Origin of the sequence: Parasphingorhabdus marina DSM 22363, from assembly GCF_900128895.1 — a bacterium.
In the GTDB taxonomy this organism is placed as follows: domain Bacteria; phylum Pseudomonadota; class Alphaproteobacteria; order Sphingomonadales; family Sphingomonadaceae; genus Parasphingorhabdus; species Parasphingorhabdus marina.
In genome coordinates, this window is record NZ_FSQW01000001.1 from 1066660 (window position 1) to 1084612 (window position 17953).

Genomic DNA, 17953 nt, shown 5'->3' on the forward strand with positions numbered 1-17953 from the left:
ACCGATAAGCGGAGGGAAATATATTCTATTCTGGACGCTCTGTTCCCGCTTGCGCTAGAGATGCCGGACCGATGCAGAAGGGCGTGATATGAAGAAAATCTATGCGGATGCAGGTTCGGCTCTGGACGGACTTTTATTTGACGGCATGCACCTGTGCGTGGGCGGATTCGGATTGTGCGGCATCCCCGAACGGCTGATCGATGCGTTGCGGGACAGTGGCGTCAAAGATCTTACGATTGCATCCAATAACGCCGGTATTGACAATGAAGGCCTGGGCAAGCTGTTGCGCTCGAAACAGGTTAAAAAGATGATTTCCTCCTATGTTGGCGAGAACAAGGAATTTGAACGGCAGTTCCTGTCCGGGGAACTCGAAGTGGAGTTCTGTCCGCAGGGCACGCTGGCCGAACGCTGCCGGGCCGGCGGGGCCGGGATTCCAGGCTTCTACACGAAAACCGGGGTCGGTACCCAGGTCGCCGAGGGCAAGGAAGTGAAAAATTTCGACGGCGAAGACTATATTCTGGAGCGGGGAATTTATGCCGATCTGTGCCTGATCAAGGGATGGAAAGCCGACAAGGCCGGCAACCTGATGTTCCGCAAAACCGCCCGTAATTTCAATGCGCCGATGGCTACCGCGGGGAAGATCTGCGTGGCGGAGGTCGAGGAAATCGTCGAAGTGGGAGAACTTGACCCTGATGCGATCCATCTGCCCAGCATCTATGTCAAACGGCTGATTTGCGGCGCGCCCTATGACAAGAAAATCGAGTTTCGCATGACCCGCGAGCGGGAAGAGGCGTGATCTTCTGATGAAACCGGTTTTGCACCGCCTTTTTCTGCCCCTTGCCTTGCTACCACTCCTGTCCGGCTGCGTGGCAGCCGTGCTGCCGCTCGCGGCCGCAGGGATGATCGGCAAAGGCGAGATCGATCGAGAGCAGGCAAGGCGAGACATTGTCGCCGCCGGAGCACGGGATGTTCCTGCCGCTCAGGCCGCGACCGAATCCGGCGTGCTTGCAGAATATTCTGGTCAGGGCGGCGCTGTCGAAACGGGTTCCGGTTCCAGCGCCGCATTGCAGTTGCAGCAATATCTGTCGCGCTTTCAACGACCGGCGGGGACCAAAGCCGTGCCACCTTATCTGGATTTTACCAGTTTTGCTATCGGGCAGGCGCAAAAAATCGAGGCCGGTGCGGGCGCCAGATCGGCCGTGTTGCAGCCGCGATTTGCACTGGAAAAGCCCGAAATGATCTCCTGTGCCGGCAAACCACTGGCGGTAATGATTGATCTGGATGACAAAACTGCACCCGACTGGCTTGAAGCCGATACGCTCTACTGGCAGCGCGGTTTGCCGGAAGCCTTGAGCGCCATGCGTGCAGCAAAGATCAGTGTGATCTGGCTGTCCGATCAGCCCGCTCTGGCATCCGACCGCATTGTGAGCATTCTTTCGGAAGCCGGACTGGCGGCGCCTGACGCGGATGATTTCCTGTTTCTGGATCGCGGTGGTGACGATCGCAAGCAGGCCCGTCGCTGGGATGCGGCAAGATCCTATTGCATCGTTGCAGCAGCCGGTGACAAACGCGCCGATTTCGACGAACTTTACGACTATTTGCGCAACCCGGATGGGGCGATAACCCTCGAACACATGTTTGGAGCCGGCTGGTTCCTGACTCCGCCGCCTCTGGTGGCGGCGCCTGAGCCTGACACAGTCGAAGACCAGAACGTGAAAGCAGAGAAAGAAGGATAGAATGGGCTGGGACAGAAATCAGATGGCCGCCCGCGCGGCGAAAGAACTGGAAGACGGTTATTATGTCAATCTCGGCATTGGCATTCCGACTTTGGTTGCGAACCACATCCGCGATGGCGTGGAAGTCACCCTGCAATCCGAAAATGGCATGCTGGGGATCGGCCCGTTTCCCTATGAGGACGAGATTGATCCCGACCTGATCAATGCAGGGAAACAGACGATCAGCGAACTGCCTTCATCCAGCTATTTCTCTTCCTCCGACAGCTTTGCGATGATTCGCGGCGGGCATATTGACCTGACGGTGCTGGGCGCGATGGAAGTTGCGGAAAATGGCGACATTGCGAACTGGATGATTCCGGGCAAGATGATCAAGGGCATGGGCGGGGCCATGGATCTCGTCGCGGGCGTCAAGAAGATCATCGTGGTCATGGACCATTGCGCGAAGGATGGAAGTCCGAAATTCATTCCGGAATGCACATTGCCGCTCACCGGCACCAATGTTGTCGACATGATCATCACCGACCTGTGCGTGTTTCATCGGCCCGATCATGACAGTGCGTTCCGACTGATCGAGCTGGCGCCCGGCGTCACCGCAGAAGAAGTGGCCGCAAAAACTACTGCGGCTTACGAAGCCGGCTGATCTCGTGGCGAAGCGCGGATTTCTGGTCGCTGGCTTTGGCCTCGCCGCGCTTTTGCTTGTCGGTTTCAATGGACATCGGTTGCTGGTCGAGCGACAGGCGGGCTTTCCCCTGTCGGCGGCAGCGGAACCGGAAAACCAGAACACATTGCCGACAGAGCCGGAGGACTGGCAGGGGCAGATCGATTATCAGCGACTGGATCGCGATTTCGCTGCAGTTGCAGCACGCCCGGAAATGGCAGGCCTTGCCGTGGCGATTGTCGAAGAGGGTGATCTTCGCTTCATTGGCACATATGGCGTGGCCGACAAGCGGTCGGCGGAACCGGTCAAGCCCGAGACGGTGTTTCGCTGGGCCTCGGTTTCCAAAGGCGTGGCCGGATCGCTGGCAGCAAAGCTGGCTGGCCAGGGAGCTCTTGATCTGGACAGCCCGATCAGCACATGGCGGACATCGCTGCGACTGCCGGGCGGAGCGAACGACCGGATCACCTTGCGGCAGTTGCTGTCGCATCAGACGGGCCTGACGAAAAACGCCTATGACCGGAAACTGGAGGACGGAGAAAGTCCAGGCCGGCTCCGCGCCAGTCTGGGTACTGCGCCATTGCAATGTGAGCCGGGAACCTGCCACACCTATCAGAATATCGCCTTTGACACCGCCAGCGAGATACTGGGCCATGGAGCGGGCACATTATATTCGGATGCCGTGCGGGAACAGTTGTTCGAACCTCTTGAAATGGACAGTGCCCGCTTCGGGTTGCGGGGCCTGACCGCTGCTGCAAACTGGGCGCGACCGCATCGGGGAGATGAGGTGCGGACTTTGGTGGAATCCTATTTCCTGCTGCCGGCAGCTGCAGGTGTCAGCAGCAATATTGTCGACATGGCGCGCTGGTTGCGGGCACAAATCGGAGAGAATGGCCAGATTTTGTCGGCGCCGGAACTGATGACATCTCATGCCCCTGTTGTGCGGACGGGTCGCGTCTATGGCGGCGAACTCGCCCGGGCCCTGACCGAACCATCCTATGGTCTGGGCTGGCGGCGTTTTGTTTATCGCGGTCGCCAGCTGGTCGGGCATAGCGGCGCAGTGGACGGATATCGGGCCACACTGATATTCGACCCGGCGAGCCGTACCGGTGTGGCCGCGATGTGGAACAGCAACTGGGGTCGGCCTTTCGCATTGCCCTTTGCCGTACTCGACAGCTATTTCGGCGCTCCCGTGGCCGGGGAGATCGCCCATGACTGGCTGGATCTGTCCGATCTGCCGCTGCCAGATTCCCTTCCACCCGTCCCGATTGACAATCGACAAGCAGGGGGCAACTGAAATCAGGTTGTTCTGAGAGCAGCTTGCTCGAACAGCGCGCGATCACCCATTTCCCAGGTGACATTCAGCTGCGTGTGATGGATCAGCCAGCCATCACCTTCGCGTTTCAGCTGGTGCACATAATATCCGCCAATGGAGTGCATTTCCCGGACGTCGCCGGTGACGAGGTGATGGTGCGCGGCCATGTAACAGGTACAGGTGGCAGCGTCGCTATCCACTTCGATCACAAAATTGGTCAGCACGTGCTGGGTGGCATCAAATGGCTCCAGTGTCGCACGGACTCCGGCAACCCAGTCGTCCGCCGCCATCGGAGCGGCCGGTTGCCCGGACCAGCTGGAAAAATCCATGATGATCTCGTCGGCAAAAATGGAGCGGTACAGATCCCACCGGTGACGGTCGATTCCCGTGGCATATTTCAGAACATGGTCGGTGATCTGGGCGCGATCAGCAAGGTTTTTGGGGGTCATGGGTTATTCTCCTCTGTTTCAAACAAGACCTGACTGGCTGCAAGTGCCCTATCCGCCCATTGCGTCGCGGTGACGCCTTCGGGCAGGCGTGTGCAAGGCACTTCGACATCGAAATCGACATGATCCGCGAAGGCTGCGACAAATTCACGCAGCGGAAAGGTTCCTTCGCCCGGGATCATGCGGTTCATGGCTTCATCGAGGTAATCATTTGTGACCCGCAAGTGTGGGCCATCACAGATCTGGGCATAGCTGATGCACTCGGGTTCAACTGCCCGTAGCTGGTCCAGTGTTCCGCCGGTGCGAAAGAAATGCAGCGCATCGACCGCGATTCCCAGATTGCTCCGGTCCAGCCGGCGATACCAGCGCACTGCGTCGGCCAGGCTGGCGCACCCGGGAGACAGGCCGGTAAACTCCAGGCCAACATCCAGTCCCTCGGCCTCGGCCAGATCGCATAGCTGGTGCAGCTGCTGCTGGATGAGCATTCTTCCGGTTGCATGGATATGGGTGACAATTCGTCTGGCACCCAGTGCGGCCGCCAAAGCAATGGCCGGCTTGTAGCCCGCAACATCTCCGTCCGGCATGACCGGGAAATATTCGGCATTGATGATGGTGATGTCATGTGCATCCAGCACGATCCGAAAATCATCGGCGCCAGCGGCATTCACCTCGGGAAACATCGGGCTGCCATCGTCCTGCAACGGTGACGTTGTAAAGAGGCACAGCTTTTTCACACCCGCCCCGATGGCATGGCGCAAAAGTCCCTCGGCCCCTCCGTCCATCATCGTGATCTGATGCAGGCCCAGCTGTTTCATGGCACGACCTTATCGCAAGGTGGCCGCGCCGTGCGCTAGTGAATCTGACAGGCTGTATGACGGCCGCTGCTTCCCTATGTGTTTCCTGTGCAAGGCGATCAGAGAATCGCAGGAAAAAGGACAGGACATGACCGAAGACGAGATTATTTCCATAGGAGATGTGGTGCGTTTTCAGGCGCAGGAGCAGCCGGAGCAGGTGGTTTTCACTTTCCAGGGCGACGAAATGACCTATGCCCGCCTCGATGCGGGCAGCAACCAGGCCGCGCAGGCCCTCGCGTCCAAAGGGGTCGGGAAGGGCGACCGGATCGCCTATATGGGCAAGAACAGTCATCTCTATTTCGAGATCATGGTGGGAGCAGCCAAGCTGGGCGCGGTCATGGTGCCCGTCAACTGGCGGCTAGCGCCGCCTGAGGTGGCCTATATTCTCAACGACTGTCAGGCGAAACTGCTGTTCATCGGTCCCGGCTTTGTCGATCTGGTCAGGAAGATCGAGAAGGATCTCGACCATGTCGAGCTGATCCTCGGCAGTGAACAGCCGGAAGGCGAATTTGCCGGCTATCCGGCCTGGCGCGACGGGTTTGATGCGGTCGATCCGATGGTCCAGTGCGCGGAAGATGACGACGCCTTGCAACTCTATACTTCTGGCACCACCGGTCACCCCAAGGGCGCGATCATGACCAGTGGATCGATATTCTCCTCCCGCTCCTCAGAGACGAAGGAAGAGGATCTGATGGACTGGCAGAAGCCAATACCGGGAGAGATCACCTTGCTCGCCATGCCATGTTTTCACATCAGCGGCACTGGCACTGGCCTCACCGTGATGTTTGCCGGCGGAAGTGCCATCGTTCTGCCCGAATATGATCCGACCCAGGCGCTGGAGCTGATCGAGCAATATAATATCTCCAAGATTTTTATGGTTCCGGCGGCAATCCAGATCCTGCTCAACCATCCGCGCGCAAGCGAGGTCGATTTCTCGGATCTCAAATATATCACTTACGGCGCGTCGCCGATCCCTCTCGAGCTGATGAAACGCGCGATGGATGTGCTCGGCTGCGGCTTTGTGCAGATGTACGGGATGACCGAAACCAGCGGGACGATTGTGACGCTCAACCCGGAAGATCATGATCCGAAAGGCAACGAAAAAATGCGGTCGGTCGGAACCCCGCTGCCCGGCGTGGAGATCAAGATTATCGATCCGGAGAGCAAGGAAACCCTGCCGCCGCGAACGATTGGCGAAATCGCTACTCGCTCGGCGAAGAACATGAAGGGCTACTGGAACCGCCCTGAAGCAACGGCGGAAACGCTGGACAAAGAAGGCTGGCTGCACACCGGCGATGCCGGCTATCTCGACGAGGACGACTATCTCTATATTCAGGACAGGCTGAAGGACATGATCATCTCGGGGGGCGAAAATGTCTATCCGGCCGAGGTCGAGAACGCGATCTACGCCAATCCGAAAGTCGCCGATGTCGCAGTGATCGGGGTGCCCGATGAAAAATGGGGCGAGGCAGTCAAGGCCTGTGTCGTGGTCAAGGAGGGGCAGGAGGTGACCGAAGCCGACGTGATCGCTGATGCCCGCGAACGTATTGCCGGATATAAATGCCCGAAATCGGTCGACTTTATCGAGGCCCTGCCGCGCAATCCATCGGGCAAGATCCTGCGCAAGGATCTGCGCGCACCCTATTGGGAAGGAAAAGACCGGGCGGTCAACTAGACTGATATTCCTGCGGAGGCAGGAATCCATCTCCAAAGCTTTCATCCGGACGAATCCGGGAGAGATGGGCCCCGGCCTTCGCCGGGGCACAACATGTTGCTAGAACTGGACGCGCTTGGTGAAGCCGCCGTCGATGACGAGGTGCGCGCCGGTTGTGTAGCTCGACGCGGGGCTGGCGAGGAACACGACGCTGCGTGCAACATCATCCGCACCGCCGAAATCGCCCAGCGCGAAGCCGGCCTTGGTCATTTCGTAAAATTCCGGCATGCCCTTTTCGATCTGGGACCAGTTACCGCCCGGGAACTTTATCGGGCCCGGAGACACCATGTTCACGCGAATGCCCTTGGGACCCAGTGCCTGGCTGAGCTGGCTGCCATAGGTGATCAGCGCGGCTTTCATCGCATTGAACGCCTGAGGTGCGACAAAGGTTTCGAAGGCGGCGGTCGAAGACATGAAGATCACGCTGCCGTCATCGGATTTTTCGAGATGTGGCTCGAGCACTTCCATCGCCTTGACGGCGCCGACAATGTCGGTGTTGAAAGTGACTTCCCAGTCGCCCGTGGCGCCGGCACCCGACGAGCTGGCATTGTGAATGAAAATGTCACAACCGCCCAGTTCGCCAGCAGCCTTTTCCAGCCATTTCGGGTAACCGTCCATGTCGTTCATGTCGAAAGATTCGGCAAACACCTTGCCGCCATGCGCTTCGAGTTCGCTTTTTGCGGCCGCCACCTGCTCGGCATCGCGTGAGAAGAACGCAATGTCGGCGCCCTCTTTTGCGAAATGTTCCAGCGCGGCACGACCGAGTCCGCGGCTGCCGCCTGTCAGAATGACTTTCTTGCCCTTGAGTCCCAAATCCATTTTGCTCTCCTTTGTTGGGGTTCGTGTAAACGTCTAGAATTTCGCGATTGTCGGTTCGCAGATCCATTTGATTCCGCGGCGCAACAAGTCGTAGATCAGCGGTTGTTCCCAGCCTGACCGGTCAACCTCCGGCCACCAGTCGAGAACCGGTTCCATGTCATAATGGCCCCGGCAATGACCCATGGTCAGATACAGTACCGCCCCTTCGCCCATCCGGCGGATGTAGAAGACCGGGTGGCGTTCCTTCGGCATGTCGCCGTGGACAAAGCCTTCGAGACTGGCCTCTCCGTCATATTCCGTATCGAGCAGCACATCGAGCTCTGCTCGGGTCTCGACCAGATATTGCTCATCCGTGGTTTCGAATGTTTCCGGGATTCCCTTGACCAGTGGATGATCCGGCTGGGCGTTGCGGATGGTGAAGGGAATGATCGGCGGGTGTGACAGGAACCGGGTGCCGAGCGTATCGGCCAGGACCGGCATGTCATCGGGCGCGTCGACCAGCCCATCGTCAAGAAATTTCAGGACTGCATTGGTGCCGTGCAGGGCGAAATAATGGCCGCCATTTTTGACGAAATCCTGCACATTTTTCTGGGCCTCGGCGCTCGGCACGACATTGCAGGTATAGCTGATAAGGATATCGGCATCCCGGATCGCGGCGATATTCTCGTAATCCTCGAATATGCGCACGCGGATGCGGTCATCTTCGGCGAGCAGTTTCAGGACTTCCAGCCGGGCAAAGTCAATGTCATGATATTGACCAGCGGCGACCAGCACGCATTTGATCGGTTTCTGGTCGGGGCGGCGTTCGGCGGGTTCGCTCATCAATCTCTTCCAATCACGGGGTTTGTCTTGCCATCCCAGTCGAGATGCGCCTGACGCATCGCGGCAAAGCCGTCGAGGCCGGGCTGCGGGATCTGCAGATATTCGATTATCGTGCCGGGGCCGCCGCCATAATCGGCATAGAAGGCACCACCGACTCCACCGGGCAGGCTGACTTCCTGAATAACCTCGCCGCCGGCTTCCTCGGTCAGGGCACGGGCATGGGCGAGATCATCGACAATCAGGCACAGGTGCTGCACGCCCTGCAGACCTTTTTCGCGCCATTCGCGGAACATGGACGGGGCGTCATTGTCCGGCCGGATCAATTCGACCTGGATGTCACCCCAGTATCCAATCGCCATCGAGAACTGAATGTCGGACGGCTGGCCGCGGAATTTGACATTCTCCACCTGCACGCCCTCAGTATGGAAAAACGGCCCGGCGCCCATTTTGGTTGTCCAGTAGTCAAGTGCCGCATCATAATCATTCGGCACATAGCTGATCTGCATGATTGTGCCGAGTTTTGCGAGGGTGGCGGGCGATCCGGTCATTCTTCGCCGCGCCAGATTGCGGCCGAGTCCCGCTCTTCCATCTTCGCCGCAAAGCGGGTCAGGTTATCCGCGCCGTCGGGCAGGGACCAGCCTACCGTTCCGCCAAATTTGATGAAGCAGAACGCCACCAGGTCGGCCAGTGTCAGTTTGTCATTGCAGATATGGTCCTTGTCGCCGAGTTGCGCATCCAGCCACAGCCAGTGCTTGTCGGACATGGCGGACAATTCGGCGGCCGCCTCGGTGCTGACCACATTCATTCGCGGTTCGAACATCGGCCGGCCCCCACCGCCACGAAATCCCATGGTCATTGGCACCGCAATCTCCTGATCGATCCGTCGGGCCCAGCGCCGCGTCTCTGCGCGCTCTTCCGGTGTTGAACCGATCAGAACGGGATTCGGCTGGATTTCTTCCAGATATTCACAAATTACCGTCGATTCGGTGAGTAGCGTGCCGTCGTCCAGTTCGAGCGTTGGCGTGGTCTGCATGACGTTCTTTTTGGCGTAATCGTCGCTCCGGTTCTCACCGGTGATGATGTCCAGATGAATGCGTTCGACTTCGATGCCTTTCTCGACGAGGAACATGCGCACCAGACGCGGGTTCGGGCCCAGGCTCGAATAGAGTTTCACGAAAATGCTCTCCTTTTTGGGGCAGACTCATGTCTGCTTCTTGATCCGCAGGATACACAGGTAAGGCGCGCGCACTATCCTCTCAAAAACAGTAGGGAATGCTGCCAGAATCACTAGTGGCGGAACCGCGGAGTTGCGCTATTTTGCTTGCCATAAACAACAGTTCGGTTTTCAGGAGAAGATAATGGTCGAGACGCTTACAGGTCATAACCGGTCGAACGGGATTTCCTATAATGAGATCCTCGAAGGCGATACGGTGCCGCCGCCAGCGGTCTATCTGGAAGATTCGCCAATGGAACCGGGTGTTACCCAGGTCGAGATCAGCCGTTACTGGACCAGGGAGGAGCATGACCGGGAAGTCGAGAAGCTCTGGAAGCGGGTCTGGCAGATGGCCTGCCACCGCGATGACATTCCCAATGTCGGAGACACCCATGTCTATGACATAGCAGGTCTGTCCTTCATTATCGTTCACGCAGCGGAAGGCGAGTACAAGGCCTTTCCCAATGCCTGCCTCCATCGTGGCCGGGCGATTTGTGATGCCGATAAAAAGGGTCTGAAGGCGCTGCGCTGCCCTTTTCACGGCTGGTCCTGGGAACTGAATGGCAAGTTGAAGGAAGTGCCCTGTCAATGGGACTTCCCGACAGTCAGCGAAGAAACGCACAGTCTGACCGAAGCGAAAGTTGGCCAGTGGGGCGGCTTCATCTTCATCAATCCGGACCCGGATTGCGAACCGCTGGAAGATTTCCTCGGCGACATTGATCGTCACTTCCGGATTCCGTTTGAGCGGCGCTACAAGGCGGCGCATCTGGTCAAGCGGCTGCCGTGCAACTGGAAGATCGCACAGGAAGCCTTCATGGAAAGCTATCATGTCGTTGGCACGCATCCGGTGCTGATGCCGACATTCTCCGATGCGAACAGCAAATATGACGTCTGGCACAACATGTCGCGGGCGATGTCGGCCTCCGGCCCGCCCAGCCCGCATACCAGTCTCGAAAATCCCGACCCGACGGCATTTCCTGATGGGAAATTGTTCAAAAGCTTCCTCCACCCGATCAACAACCATATTTATCGGCGGCTGGAAGAGAATCGTGTCGAAGTCGAATTTCCCAACGGCAAAAAGGGCGTGTTCGACATGGAAGCCAATTATATCGAAGGCGAAGTCAAAAATGCCGATACCCATATGTGCAATTGGGTCGGTGGCAAGATTGCGCCCGAAGAAGAGGACATGGATGCGCCGTTCCCGCCGGGTACGCCGCGCGAATATCGTGATGCGATTGCGGGTGCCCGCCGCGAGGACATGCGTGAGGTCTGGGGCGACTATGTCGACGAGATAGCCGACGCGGATTTGAACGATTCAATATTCTACAGCGTGTTTCCGAACATCAGCCCCTGGGCGGATTTCAACCCGATCTTCTATCGCTTCCGTCCGGATGGCGACAATCCCGAGCAGTCCTTGCATGAAGTCATGTACATGCTGCCCTTGCCCGAAGGCGCGGAGCGTCCCGAGCCGGCGGAATGCACCTTCCTTGATCTGCATGATGATTATACCCTGGCCCCGAATTTTGGCAGCTATCTGCTCAAGATCTTCAACCAGGACTATCTCAACCACAAGGCGGTCCAGAAGGGTGTGAAAAATCATCCGCATGGCAAGACGATGTTCGCGCAATATCAGGAATCGAAAATCCGCCATTTCCATGAGACCTTGAATGAGTGGCTGGAATCGGACGAACCGCCCAAAAGTCCGAAACGCACGAAAGCTGCGGCCTGACATTGAGCGACATTCCGGAAGGTTTTGAGCGGGCACGCTTTTCCAGCCCGTTTCTCGACATGGCCGGCCCCTATTATGTGCGGCATGACCCGGACCGGATCGTGGTCGGCACGCGCATTCACAAGGGTCAGATCAACCATATCAGGGTCGCCCATGGCGGCGTTCTCGGCACGCTGGCAGATGTTGCGCTGAGCTTGCAGGTCCATGAAGCAGAAGATCCGCCGCTGCCGGTGGCGACGATGAATCTCAACACCAGTTATCTGGCGGCAGCGAAGCTGGATGACTGGGTCGAGGCCCATGCCGATATCGACCGGATCAGCAAGCGGACCGCCTATTGCAGCGGGCGTATCATGTGCGGAGACACGGTTCTGATGACGATGACGGCGGTATTCGCAATATTGCGGCGCTGACCGGGATCCGGGAATCTAGTCTGTCGCGCCGAGATATCCGAGCTGACCTGCCTTGAAGATGGTTTGTCCGCGATTGACACTGTTCAGTTTTTGTCCGGCGCGATTCACATGATAGCGGATGGTGGCATGGCTGAGCGACAGGATCATGCTGATTTCCTTGTCCGTCTTGCCGATTGCGGCCCAGTGCAGACATTCCGCCTCGCGTTTTGACAGGATGCAATTGGCAGGCATGCGGTGCTTCTCGCGCATGGCCAGAACATATCCGGTCACGAAACGGCGAGTGACGATGGCGAGGAAATCGGAATAAAGCCGGAACTCCTCACTGAGGTCCGTCCTTTCCAGTTCATTGGGGATAAAACTCACCGCACCAATTTGTCCAAAAGGCAGGTGCACCGGGATCAAAATGGCACATTTGGACAGGGACGTGGCACCGGTCTGGTTCTCGTAAAATTCGCGCAGGTCGATTTCATCCAGATATTCGTTGGACCAGTGGCCGTGAAACCCTTCCGCGTTGCACCACATTGGTTCGCTTTCATAGCGGCAGGCGCGTGGGAGCGGCGAACTGAGCGCCAGGCGGGTATCTTCCCACCAGCGTTCGCCCTCTGCGACCCAGCCGAACACATCCTTGTTGAGCAGTTCTCCATCGGCATCGACCAGATGGGCCTTGGACGAGATATCCGCACTGACTGCGATCCGAAATCCGTAGGCCTGGGCAATCTCGTGAATGGCCTCCGCCGCTTTGCGGATTTCCTGGGCGTTGGTGATGGTGACGCTGTCGAGATTTTTCCGAAAACGTTCACGCCCGATACGCGGGATATCTTCTACGAAATTCTTGGCCATGCGGCGCTTGTCCCTGCCTGTGTCGTGTGACTGGTCGCGACGTGTTACGTTGTTTGGTTTTCCAGTCAACCAAACATTACTGACCAAAATGTTAGTATGTCAACAGCGCCCGTACGGGATGTGATTATTCTATGATTCCAATCAGTTCGCCAACGGGATATTCCTCTCCCGTTTCACTGACGATAATCTTGAGTTTGCCGCTGGCAGGACTTTCCACTTCCTGGGTCGACTTGTCATTTTCCAGAGCATAAATGTCCTGGCCCTCGGAAACATCAGACCCGTCAGGCACAAGCCATTCCGCCAGTATTCCCGATTCCATGCTGAAACCCAGTTTTGGTATGCGTATTTCCGTAGCCATTTTTACCCCAAAATTTTCCGAACTTCGCGTTCAATATCATCTTCGCTGAACATCCAGGCCTTCTCGATTGTCGGTGAGAACGGGACCGGTGCATAGCCCGATCCAACCCGGCCGACCGGCGCCTTCAAATCAGAAAACAGTTCCTCGTGGATGCGCGAGGAAATCTCCGCACCGGTTCCGAAATTCTTCACCGCTTCGTGGACGACAACCGCTGCCCTGGTCTTGGCGACGCTCTTCAAAACGGTTTCTTCATCAAACGGGGCGATCGTCCGCAGATCGATGATTTCACAGGATATCCCTTCGCCCGCCAGCTTCTCGGCAACGGCATGGGACGCGCCAACGCCCCGGCCATAGGTGATCAGCGAGATATCAGTGCCTTCCCGTGGAACCGAAGCCTTGCCCAGAGGCACGACATGATCGGGAGCAGGGGCAGGACCCTTGGTGAAATAGGTTGGGGTGTTTTCAATAAACACTACCGGATTGTCATCCATGATGGAAGAATAGAGCAGGCCATAGGCATCCGCCGGATTGGAGGCCGCAACAACCTTCAGGCCGGGCACATGGGCAAGCCAGGCTTCGAGCATGTCGCTATGCTGTCCGCCGAGTCCGGTGCCAGCACCCGTAGTGGTCCGGATGGTCAGCGGGACGCTCGTCTGGCCGCCGGACATGAACCGCAGCTTTGCCGCGTGGTTGACCAGCTGGTCCATGGCCACCGTGATGAAGTTCATCAGCATGATTTCCGCCACCGGTCGATATCCTACCAGCGCAGAGCCAACCGCGGCTCCGACAATTGCCTGCTCGGAGATCGGGGTCGAGCGGACACGGTCGGTGCCATATTTTTCGGACAGCCCGGCAGTAACCTTGAACACGCCGCCGCCTTCCTTGTCGGCAATGTCCTCACCGAGCAGGATGACCTTGTCATCGTCTGCCATCGCCCGGGCCATCGCCATGTTGCAGGCCTGTGCGAACATGATTTCCTGTGGTTTTTCGTCGCTCATGCTGCAATCTCCACATCGAGAACATCGATCCGGTATTCGTCTCCGGGCGGGTAGTCGCTGTCGAGGGCAAACTGCGCCGCTTCATCAATCGTGGCGGTGTTTTTGGCCTCGATTGCCGCAATATCCGCTTCGCTGACCTGCAGGTCGAGCAGCTGCTGACGCAGGATTGGCATAGGATCGTCTTCGCGCGCCTGCTCCATTTCTTCCTTTGGAATATAGTGGCTGGTATCGCCAAGCAGATGCCCGTGGAACCGGAAGGTCATCGCCTCGATCAGGGTTGGTCCATTGCCGGCCCGGGCATGATCGACCGCTTCCTTCGCCGCGGCATACATTTCGCTTGCATCATTGCCATTGACCCGCACCGAACGCATGCCCAGTCCTTCGCCGCGCTGAGCAATGGTCTTGGATCCGGTCGTGTCGCGCATATGAGTATGCTCGCCATAATGATTGTTCTGGCACAGGAAAATCACCGGCAGTTTCCAGATCTGGGCCATGTTGAGTCCTTCATGAAAGGCCCCGATATTCGACGCACCATCGCCAAAGCAGCAGACGGTGACCTTGTTGTCCTTTTCCAGCTGGCTGGCCAGCCCCAGACCATTGGCAATCGGGATTCCGGAACCGACAATACCGGTGGTGACCATCACGCCGGTTTCCGGGTGCGTAATGTGCATCGGTCCGCCCTTGCCCTTGCAGGTGCCCGTGACCTTGCCGGCAAATTCGGCCCAAAGGTCTTTCGATGGGATGCCTTTCGCAAGCTGATCATGGAGGCCGCGATAGATGGTGACCAGATAGTCATCCTGATTGATCGCCGCCATCATCGCAGCCGAGACGACTTCCTGACCCCGCACCGGATAGTAGACAATTTGCAGCTGCCCGGCGCCAATCATTTTGCGGAACCGCCGGTCAGACTGCATGATCAGGTCTGCGCGGGTAAAAATGTCGAGCAGAACATCTTTGTCTGCCATCTGTGTGTTGCTCAAGGCTTCGCTCCTTTGGTGGCTGCCCTCTGCAGGGGCTTTGCTTGCAAATCTACATAGCGCAGGGCGCACCCATAACCACTATTGTTATAGGGAGTGACAAGCTCGAAAGCGTCTGTTCAGGCGGGTGGCAGAGTGTTGAGATCGAGCTCTTGCGCCTGTGGAACCTGTGACCAGAATTCGGGATCATGGCCATAGAAAACCTGTGCCCCCGCGCGGCGGAGCCGGGAAAGCGTCTCCAGTGATCCGCGATACTGGTCCACATTATAGCAGTGATCGGGCAGATGCATCTCGTCGAGAGATCTTCGCATATTGCAGCAATCTGCGGCAAGTACCGCTTCGCCCGTGGCGGTTCGGACCCTTACCGACTGGTGTCCGGGGGTGTGGCCGGCGGTCGAAAAAATGACGATAGTGCCATCTCCGAACAGATCATGCTCGCCATCAATGCGCTTCACCGGTTGTCCGAGATCGAAATCGACCTTGTCATAGGCACTGTCCTCTCCGCTCAGTCCAAAGTCCCATTCCGGTGTTTGCACGATAATCGTCGCATTGGGGAGCATATGGTTGCCGCCGGCATGGTCGATATGAAGGTGGGAATTGATGATATAGTCTATCTGTCCCGGATCCACATCAATCGCTTTTAGCCGGTCGGAAATGTTCGCGCCGTCGGGCATGTCGACAATCTTGCCCAGACCTTTTTCCATGCCGACAAACCGGTCACTAAACCCGGTGTCAAACAGCACAAGGCCTTTGGGATGATCGATCAGGAACACACAGGCCGGCACCCTGGCCTTGCCGGGTTCACCATCGAGGAAAAAGCTCATCGGCAAGGTGATGTGACCGCAGGTGAAGGCGTAGAGCAAAACGCCCTGTTGCTCGCTGGTTCGCATTGTCACTTTCCCCTCCCGCTTGCGACGACCGTCATTCCAGTCCGACCCGCTGAACCGTGCCGGTTACCGAATATATGGTCTCGATACCAACCCTTGCGCCGCCGCCAATAATGGTCAGGCCACCTTGTCCGGCCATTTCGCCAATGGCAAATCCGTGCCTTGGTTGCGACATTTCGGGGCCGAAGATCCAGCTGTCTGTGGCGAGATCCAGAATATCATGATCCGGTAACAACCGGCCCTCGGTCAGGGATTCTCCGCCCAGAATATGCAATCGTCCCGATGCCACCGCAGCGCCATGTCCGCCCCGGCCGGTCGGCATGTCTGGCCCCTTTGTCCAGCTGTTCTCGGCCAGATCATAGATTTCGATCAGCCGGATTTCGGTGCCCAGTGCAGCACTGCGTCCGCCGGTGACAAAAAGCTGCGAGCCGCTTTTGGCGATGGCATGCGAATGCCGAGCGGTCGGCATCGACGCCATGGCTTCCCATCGATCCGCGGCGATGTCATAGCGCCAGACCGTATCGAGATCGCGGCCGCTGTCCTGCCCGCCGATCAGGAACAGGCCGCCATCAAAATGGGTCATGCTATGCTGGCCAATCGGATGCGGCAGTTTGCTGATTTCCGTCCATTGGCCAGCCTCCGGATCGAAGCGGAACAGGCCGGCTTCGGGATCCGCGTTGAACGGCAGGGAAACATAGCCGCCTGACGCGTAGACATGGGTGTCATCGGCGGCCATCGCGACATGATGCAGGGGCCGCGGAAGGCGTCCGCAGCTTGTCCAGATGTCCATCGTTAGATCCAGCACTTCACAGCTGTCGAGCACCCGGAACAGACCGATCCCGCCAGCGATATACAGTTTTCCGTCCAGCGTGGCCGCGTGAATTTCGGACCGGGCCTGTGTCATGCCGTCATTCCAGCCCATCGCCTGTCGGGTCAGTGCGCCAGCGCCAATTGCAAGCAGCACAAGCAGGATGAATGTGAACAGAATCTTCTTCATGCGACCGGTATGCCACAGGCCGGGCAATTTTCCAGCCCGTGACAGCTATCAAAGCTGGCAGTTATCCCGACGCGCATGACTGTTCTATCAACCCGCAACCCCGAAACCGGGCAAAACGAAAACGGAGAGCAAGATGACCGATAACAGGCAATGGCTGATCAACGGGCGCCCCAAGGGACGGGGACTGGTGGATGATGACTTCAAGAAAGTCACGACACCGGTGCCGGAATGCGCCGAAGGTCATGTCCTTGTAAAAAACGAGATTCTCGGTTTCGATCCCGCGCAAAAGGGCTGGATGGAGAATATCGGTGGCTATGTCGCGCCGACCGAAATCGGTGAGGTCATGCGGGGAAGCGGGATCGGAACGGTCATCGAGTCCCGCCACCCCGGCTTTGCCGAGGGCGACAAGGTGATGGGCATGCTGCGCTGGCAGGATTATGCGCATGTGCCGGGCGGCGAGCTCAACAAGGTGCCCGATGACGAGCTGCTCGCGGCCAATCTCGGCGCGCTGGGTACCACGGGCATGACGGCTTATTTTGGATTGCTCAAACATGGGAGGCCGCAACCCGGCGATACCGTCGTGGTGTCGGGAGCAGCGGGTGCGACCGGTTCGATGGTTGGCCAGATCGCGAAAATTGCCGGTTGCCGGACAATTGGCATCGCCGGTGGTGAAGAAAAGTGCAAATGGCTGACCGATGATGTCGGCTATGATGTCGCGATTGACTACAAGAATGAAGATGTCCGTGCGGGCCTCAAAGAGCATTGCAACCAGTCAATCAACGTCTTTTACGACAATGTCGGTGGCAAGATCCTCAACGACGCGCTGGCCCATCTCGCGATGCATGCACGAGTGGCGATCTGCGGAGGGATCTCGCGCTATGAGCAGGGTGACATGCCGGCCGGTCCCGAAAACTACTTCAATCTGATCTTCAAGCGAGCGAGCATGTCAGGCTTCATTGTTCTCGACTACATGAGCGAATATCCTGACGCACAGAAGCGGATGCGGCAATGGATCAAGGAGGGCAAGATCACCTTCAAGGAAGACATCCAGGAAGGATTTGACAACATCCCGTCGACCCTCAAGCGCCTGTTTGCCGGTCAGAATTTCGGGAAACAGTTGCTGCGGCTCGACTGAGACCGTGATGTAAAGGGAAGGACCGGGCTGGCTAACTATTTGCGCAGT

Annotated in this window: 20 protein-coding genes; 8 read left to right on the forward strand and 12 right to left on the reverse strand. The window is 57.7% G+C overall.

Translation table 11 applies throughout. From position 1 onward, the window contains the following. The first annotated feature begins 88 nt into the window (after window positions 1–88). The 4 genes from BUQ90_RS05405 to BUQ90_RS05420 are packed head-to-tail and all read left to right on the forward strand — an operon-like array spanning window position 89 to window position 3688. Window positions 89–796: a CoA transferase subunit A gene (locus tag BUQ90_RS05405; protein WP_074204050.1), complete on the forward strand. Its 708-nt coding sequence runs from the start codon at window positions 89–91 to the stop codon at window positions 794–796. A 7-nt stretch (window positions 797–803) separates the two neighbouring features. Continuing rightward, entirely contained in the window at window positions 804–1736 is a 933-nt protein-coding gene (locus BUQ90_RS05410; protein ID WP_074204051.1) for an HAD family hydrolase, read from the forward strand. 1 nt (window position 1737) lies between these two features. After that, on the forward strand, window positions 1738–2376 hold the full coding sequence (locus tag BUQ90_RS05415; RefSeq protein ID WP_074204052.1) for a 3-oxoacid CoA-transferase subunit B: 639 nt from the start codon (window positions 1738–1740) through the stop codon (window positions 2374–2376). 4 nt (window positions 2377–2380) lie between these two features. Continuing rightward, window positions 2381–3688, forward strand: coding sequence for a serine hydrolase domain-containing protein (locus BUQ90_RS05420; protein WP_143182728.1), 1308 nt, complete (start codon window positions 2381–2383; stop codon window positions 3686–3688). 2 nt (window positions 3689–3690) lie between these two features. Here BUQ90_RS05420 and BUQ90_RS05425 read toward each other — a convergent pair whose 3' ends face one another. Then, entirely contained in the window at window positions 3691–4155 is a 465-nt protein-coding gene (locus BUQ90_RS05425) for a nuclear transport factor 2 family protein (RefSeq protein WP_074204053.1), read from the reverse strand. Then, window positions 4152–4967 carry a sugar phosphate isomerase/epimerase family protein gene (locus BUQ90_RS05430; RefSeq protein WP_074204054.1) on the reverse strand — a complete coding sequence of 272 codons (816 nt, stop codon included), beginning with the start codon at window positions 4965–4967 and terminating at the stop codon, window positions 4152–4154. The genes BUQ90_RS05425 and BUQ90_RS05430 overlap by 4 nt, the downstream gene beginning before the upstream one ends. Window positions 4968–5094: 127 nt before the next feature. Here BUQ90_RS05430 and BUQ90_RS05435 point away from each other — a divergent pair, with 127 nt between their 5' ends. Next, window positions 5095–6681, forward strand: a complete 1587-nt coding sequence (locus BUQ90_RS05435) for a fatty acid--CoA ligase (RefSeq protein WP_074204908.1) — start codon at window positions 5095–5097, stop codon at window positions 6679–6681. 99 nt (window positions 6682–6780) lie between these two features. On the opposite strand, the gene BUQ90_RS05440 is transcribed toward BUQ90_RS05435, so the two are convergent. Genes BUQ90_RS05440 through BUQ90_RS05455 form a run of 4 tightly spaced genes read right to left on the reverse strand, consistent with a single transcriptional unit; the run spans window position 6781 to window position 9535 of the window. Then, window positions 6781–7539 carry an SDR family NAD(P)-dependent oxidoreductase gene (locus BUQ90_RS05440; RefSeq protein WP_074204055.1) on the reverse strand — a complete coding sequence of 253 codons (759 nt, stop codon included), beginning with the start codon at window positions 7537–7539 and terminating at the stop codon, window positions 6781–6783. 33 nt (window positions 7540–7572) lie between these two features. Next, a complete protein-coding gene (locus BUQ90_RS05445; RefSeq protein ID WP_074204056.1) occupies window positions 7573–8361 on the reverse strand; it encodes a ThuA domain-containing protein in 789 nt (262 codons plus the stop codon). Next, window positions 8361–8909, reverse strand: coding sequence for a VOC family protein (locus BUQ90_RS05450; RefSeq protein WP_074204057.1), 549 nt, complete (start codon window positions 8907–8909; stop codon window positions 8361–8363). The genes BUQ90_RS05445 and BUQ90_RS05450 overlap by 1 nt, the downstream gene beginning before the upstream one ends. Continuing rightward, the gene (locus tag BUQ90_RS05455; RefSeq protein ID WP_074204058.1) at window positions 8906–9535 is read right to left on the reverse strand and encodes a glutathione S-transferase family protein; all 630 of its coding nucleotides are present in this window, start codon (window positions 9533–9535) and stop codon (window positions 8906–8908) included. The genes BUQ90_RS05450 and BUQ90_RS05455 overlap by 4 nt, the downstream gene beginning before the upstream one ends. A gap of 184 nt (window positions 9536–9719) precedes the next feature. Between BUQ90_RS05455 and BUQ90_RS05460 the strand changes: the two genes are divergently transcribed. Together BUQ90_RS05460 and BUQ90_RS05465 are read left to right on the forward strand one after the other, a co-directional pair. After that, entirely contained in the window at window positions 9720–11303 is a 1584-nt protein-coding gene (locus tag BUQ90_RS05460) for an aromatic ring-hydroxylating oxygenase subunit alpha (RefSeq protein WP_074204059.1), read from the forward strand. 2 nt (window positions 11304–11305) lie between these two features. Then, window positions 11306–11713, forward strand: a complete 408-nt coding sequence (locus BUQ90_RS05465; protein WP_084192500.1) for a PaaI family thioesterase — start codon at window positions 11306–11308, stop codon at window positions 11711–11713. A gap of 15 nt (window positions 11714–11728) precedes the next feature. Here the strand turns inward: BUQ90_RS05465 and BUQ90_RS05470 are convergent, their stop codons facing one another. The 6 genes from BUQ90_RS05470 to BUQ90_RS05495 all read right to left on the reverse strand — a co-directional run bounded on the left by BUQ90_RS05470 (window position 11729) and on the right by BUQ90_RS05495 (window position 16770). Then, on the reverse strand, window positions 11729–12553 hold the full coding sequence (locus BUQ90_RS05470; RefSeq protein WP_074204060.1) for a LuxR C-terminal-related transcriptional regulator: 825 nt from the start codon (window positions 12551–12553) through the stop codon (window positions 11729–11731). Between the two features lie 124 nt (window positions 12554–12677). Beyond that, on the reverse strand, window positions 12678–12911 hold the full coding sequence (locus BUQ90_RS05475) for a biotin/lipoyl-containing protein (RefSeq protein ID WP_074204061.1): 234 nt from the start codon (window positions 12909–12911) through the stop codon (window positions 12678–12680). A 2-nt stretch (window positions 12912–12913) separates the two neighbouring features. Further along, window positions 12914–13909: an alpha-ketoacid dehydrogenase subunit beta gene (locus tag BUQ90_RS05480; RefSeq protein ID WP_074204062.1), complete on the reverse strand. Its 996-nt coding sequence runs from the start codon at window positions 13907–13909 to the stop codon at window positions 12914–12916. Beyond that, window positions 13906–14889, reverse strand: a complete 984-nt coding sequence (locus BUQ90_RS05485; protein ID WP_338044514.1) for a thiamine pyrophosphate-dependent dehydrogenase E1 component subunit alpha — start codon at window positions 14887–14889, stop codon at window positions 13906–13908. The genes BUQ90_RS05480 and BUQ90_RS05485 overlap by 4 nt, the downstream gene beginning before the upstream one ends. A gap of 116 nt (window positions 14890–15005) precedes the next feature. Beyond that, window positions 15006–15776 carry an N-acyl homoserine lactonase family protein gene (locus BUQ90_RS05490; protein WP_074204064.1) on the reverse strand — a complete coding sequence of 257 codons (771 nt, stop codon included), beginning with the start codon at window positions 15774–15776 and terminating at the stop codon, window positions 15006–15008. Window positions 15777–15807: 31 nt separating this feature from the next. Continuing rightward, entirely contained in the window at window positions 15808–16770 is a 963-nt protein-coding gene (locus tag BUQ90_RS05495; protein WP_074204065.1) for a Kelch repeat-containing protein, read from the reverse strand. 133 nt (window positions 16771–16903) lie between these two features. Between BUQ90_RS05495 and BUQ90_RS05500 the strand changes: the two genes are divergently transcribed. Beyond that, window positions 16904–17905, forward strand: coding sequence for an NADP-dependent oxidoreductase (locus tag BUQ90_RS05500; protein WP_074204066.1), 1002 nt, complete (start codon window positions 16904–16906; stop codon window positions 17903–17905). Window positions 17906–17953: the final 48 nt, after the last annotated feature.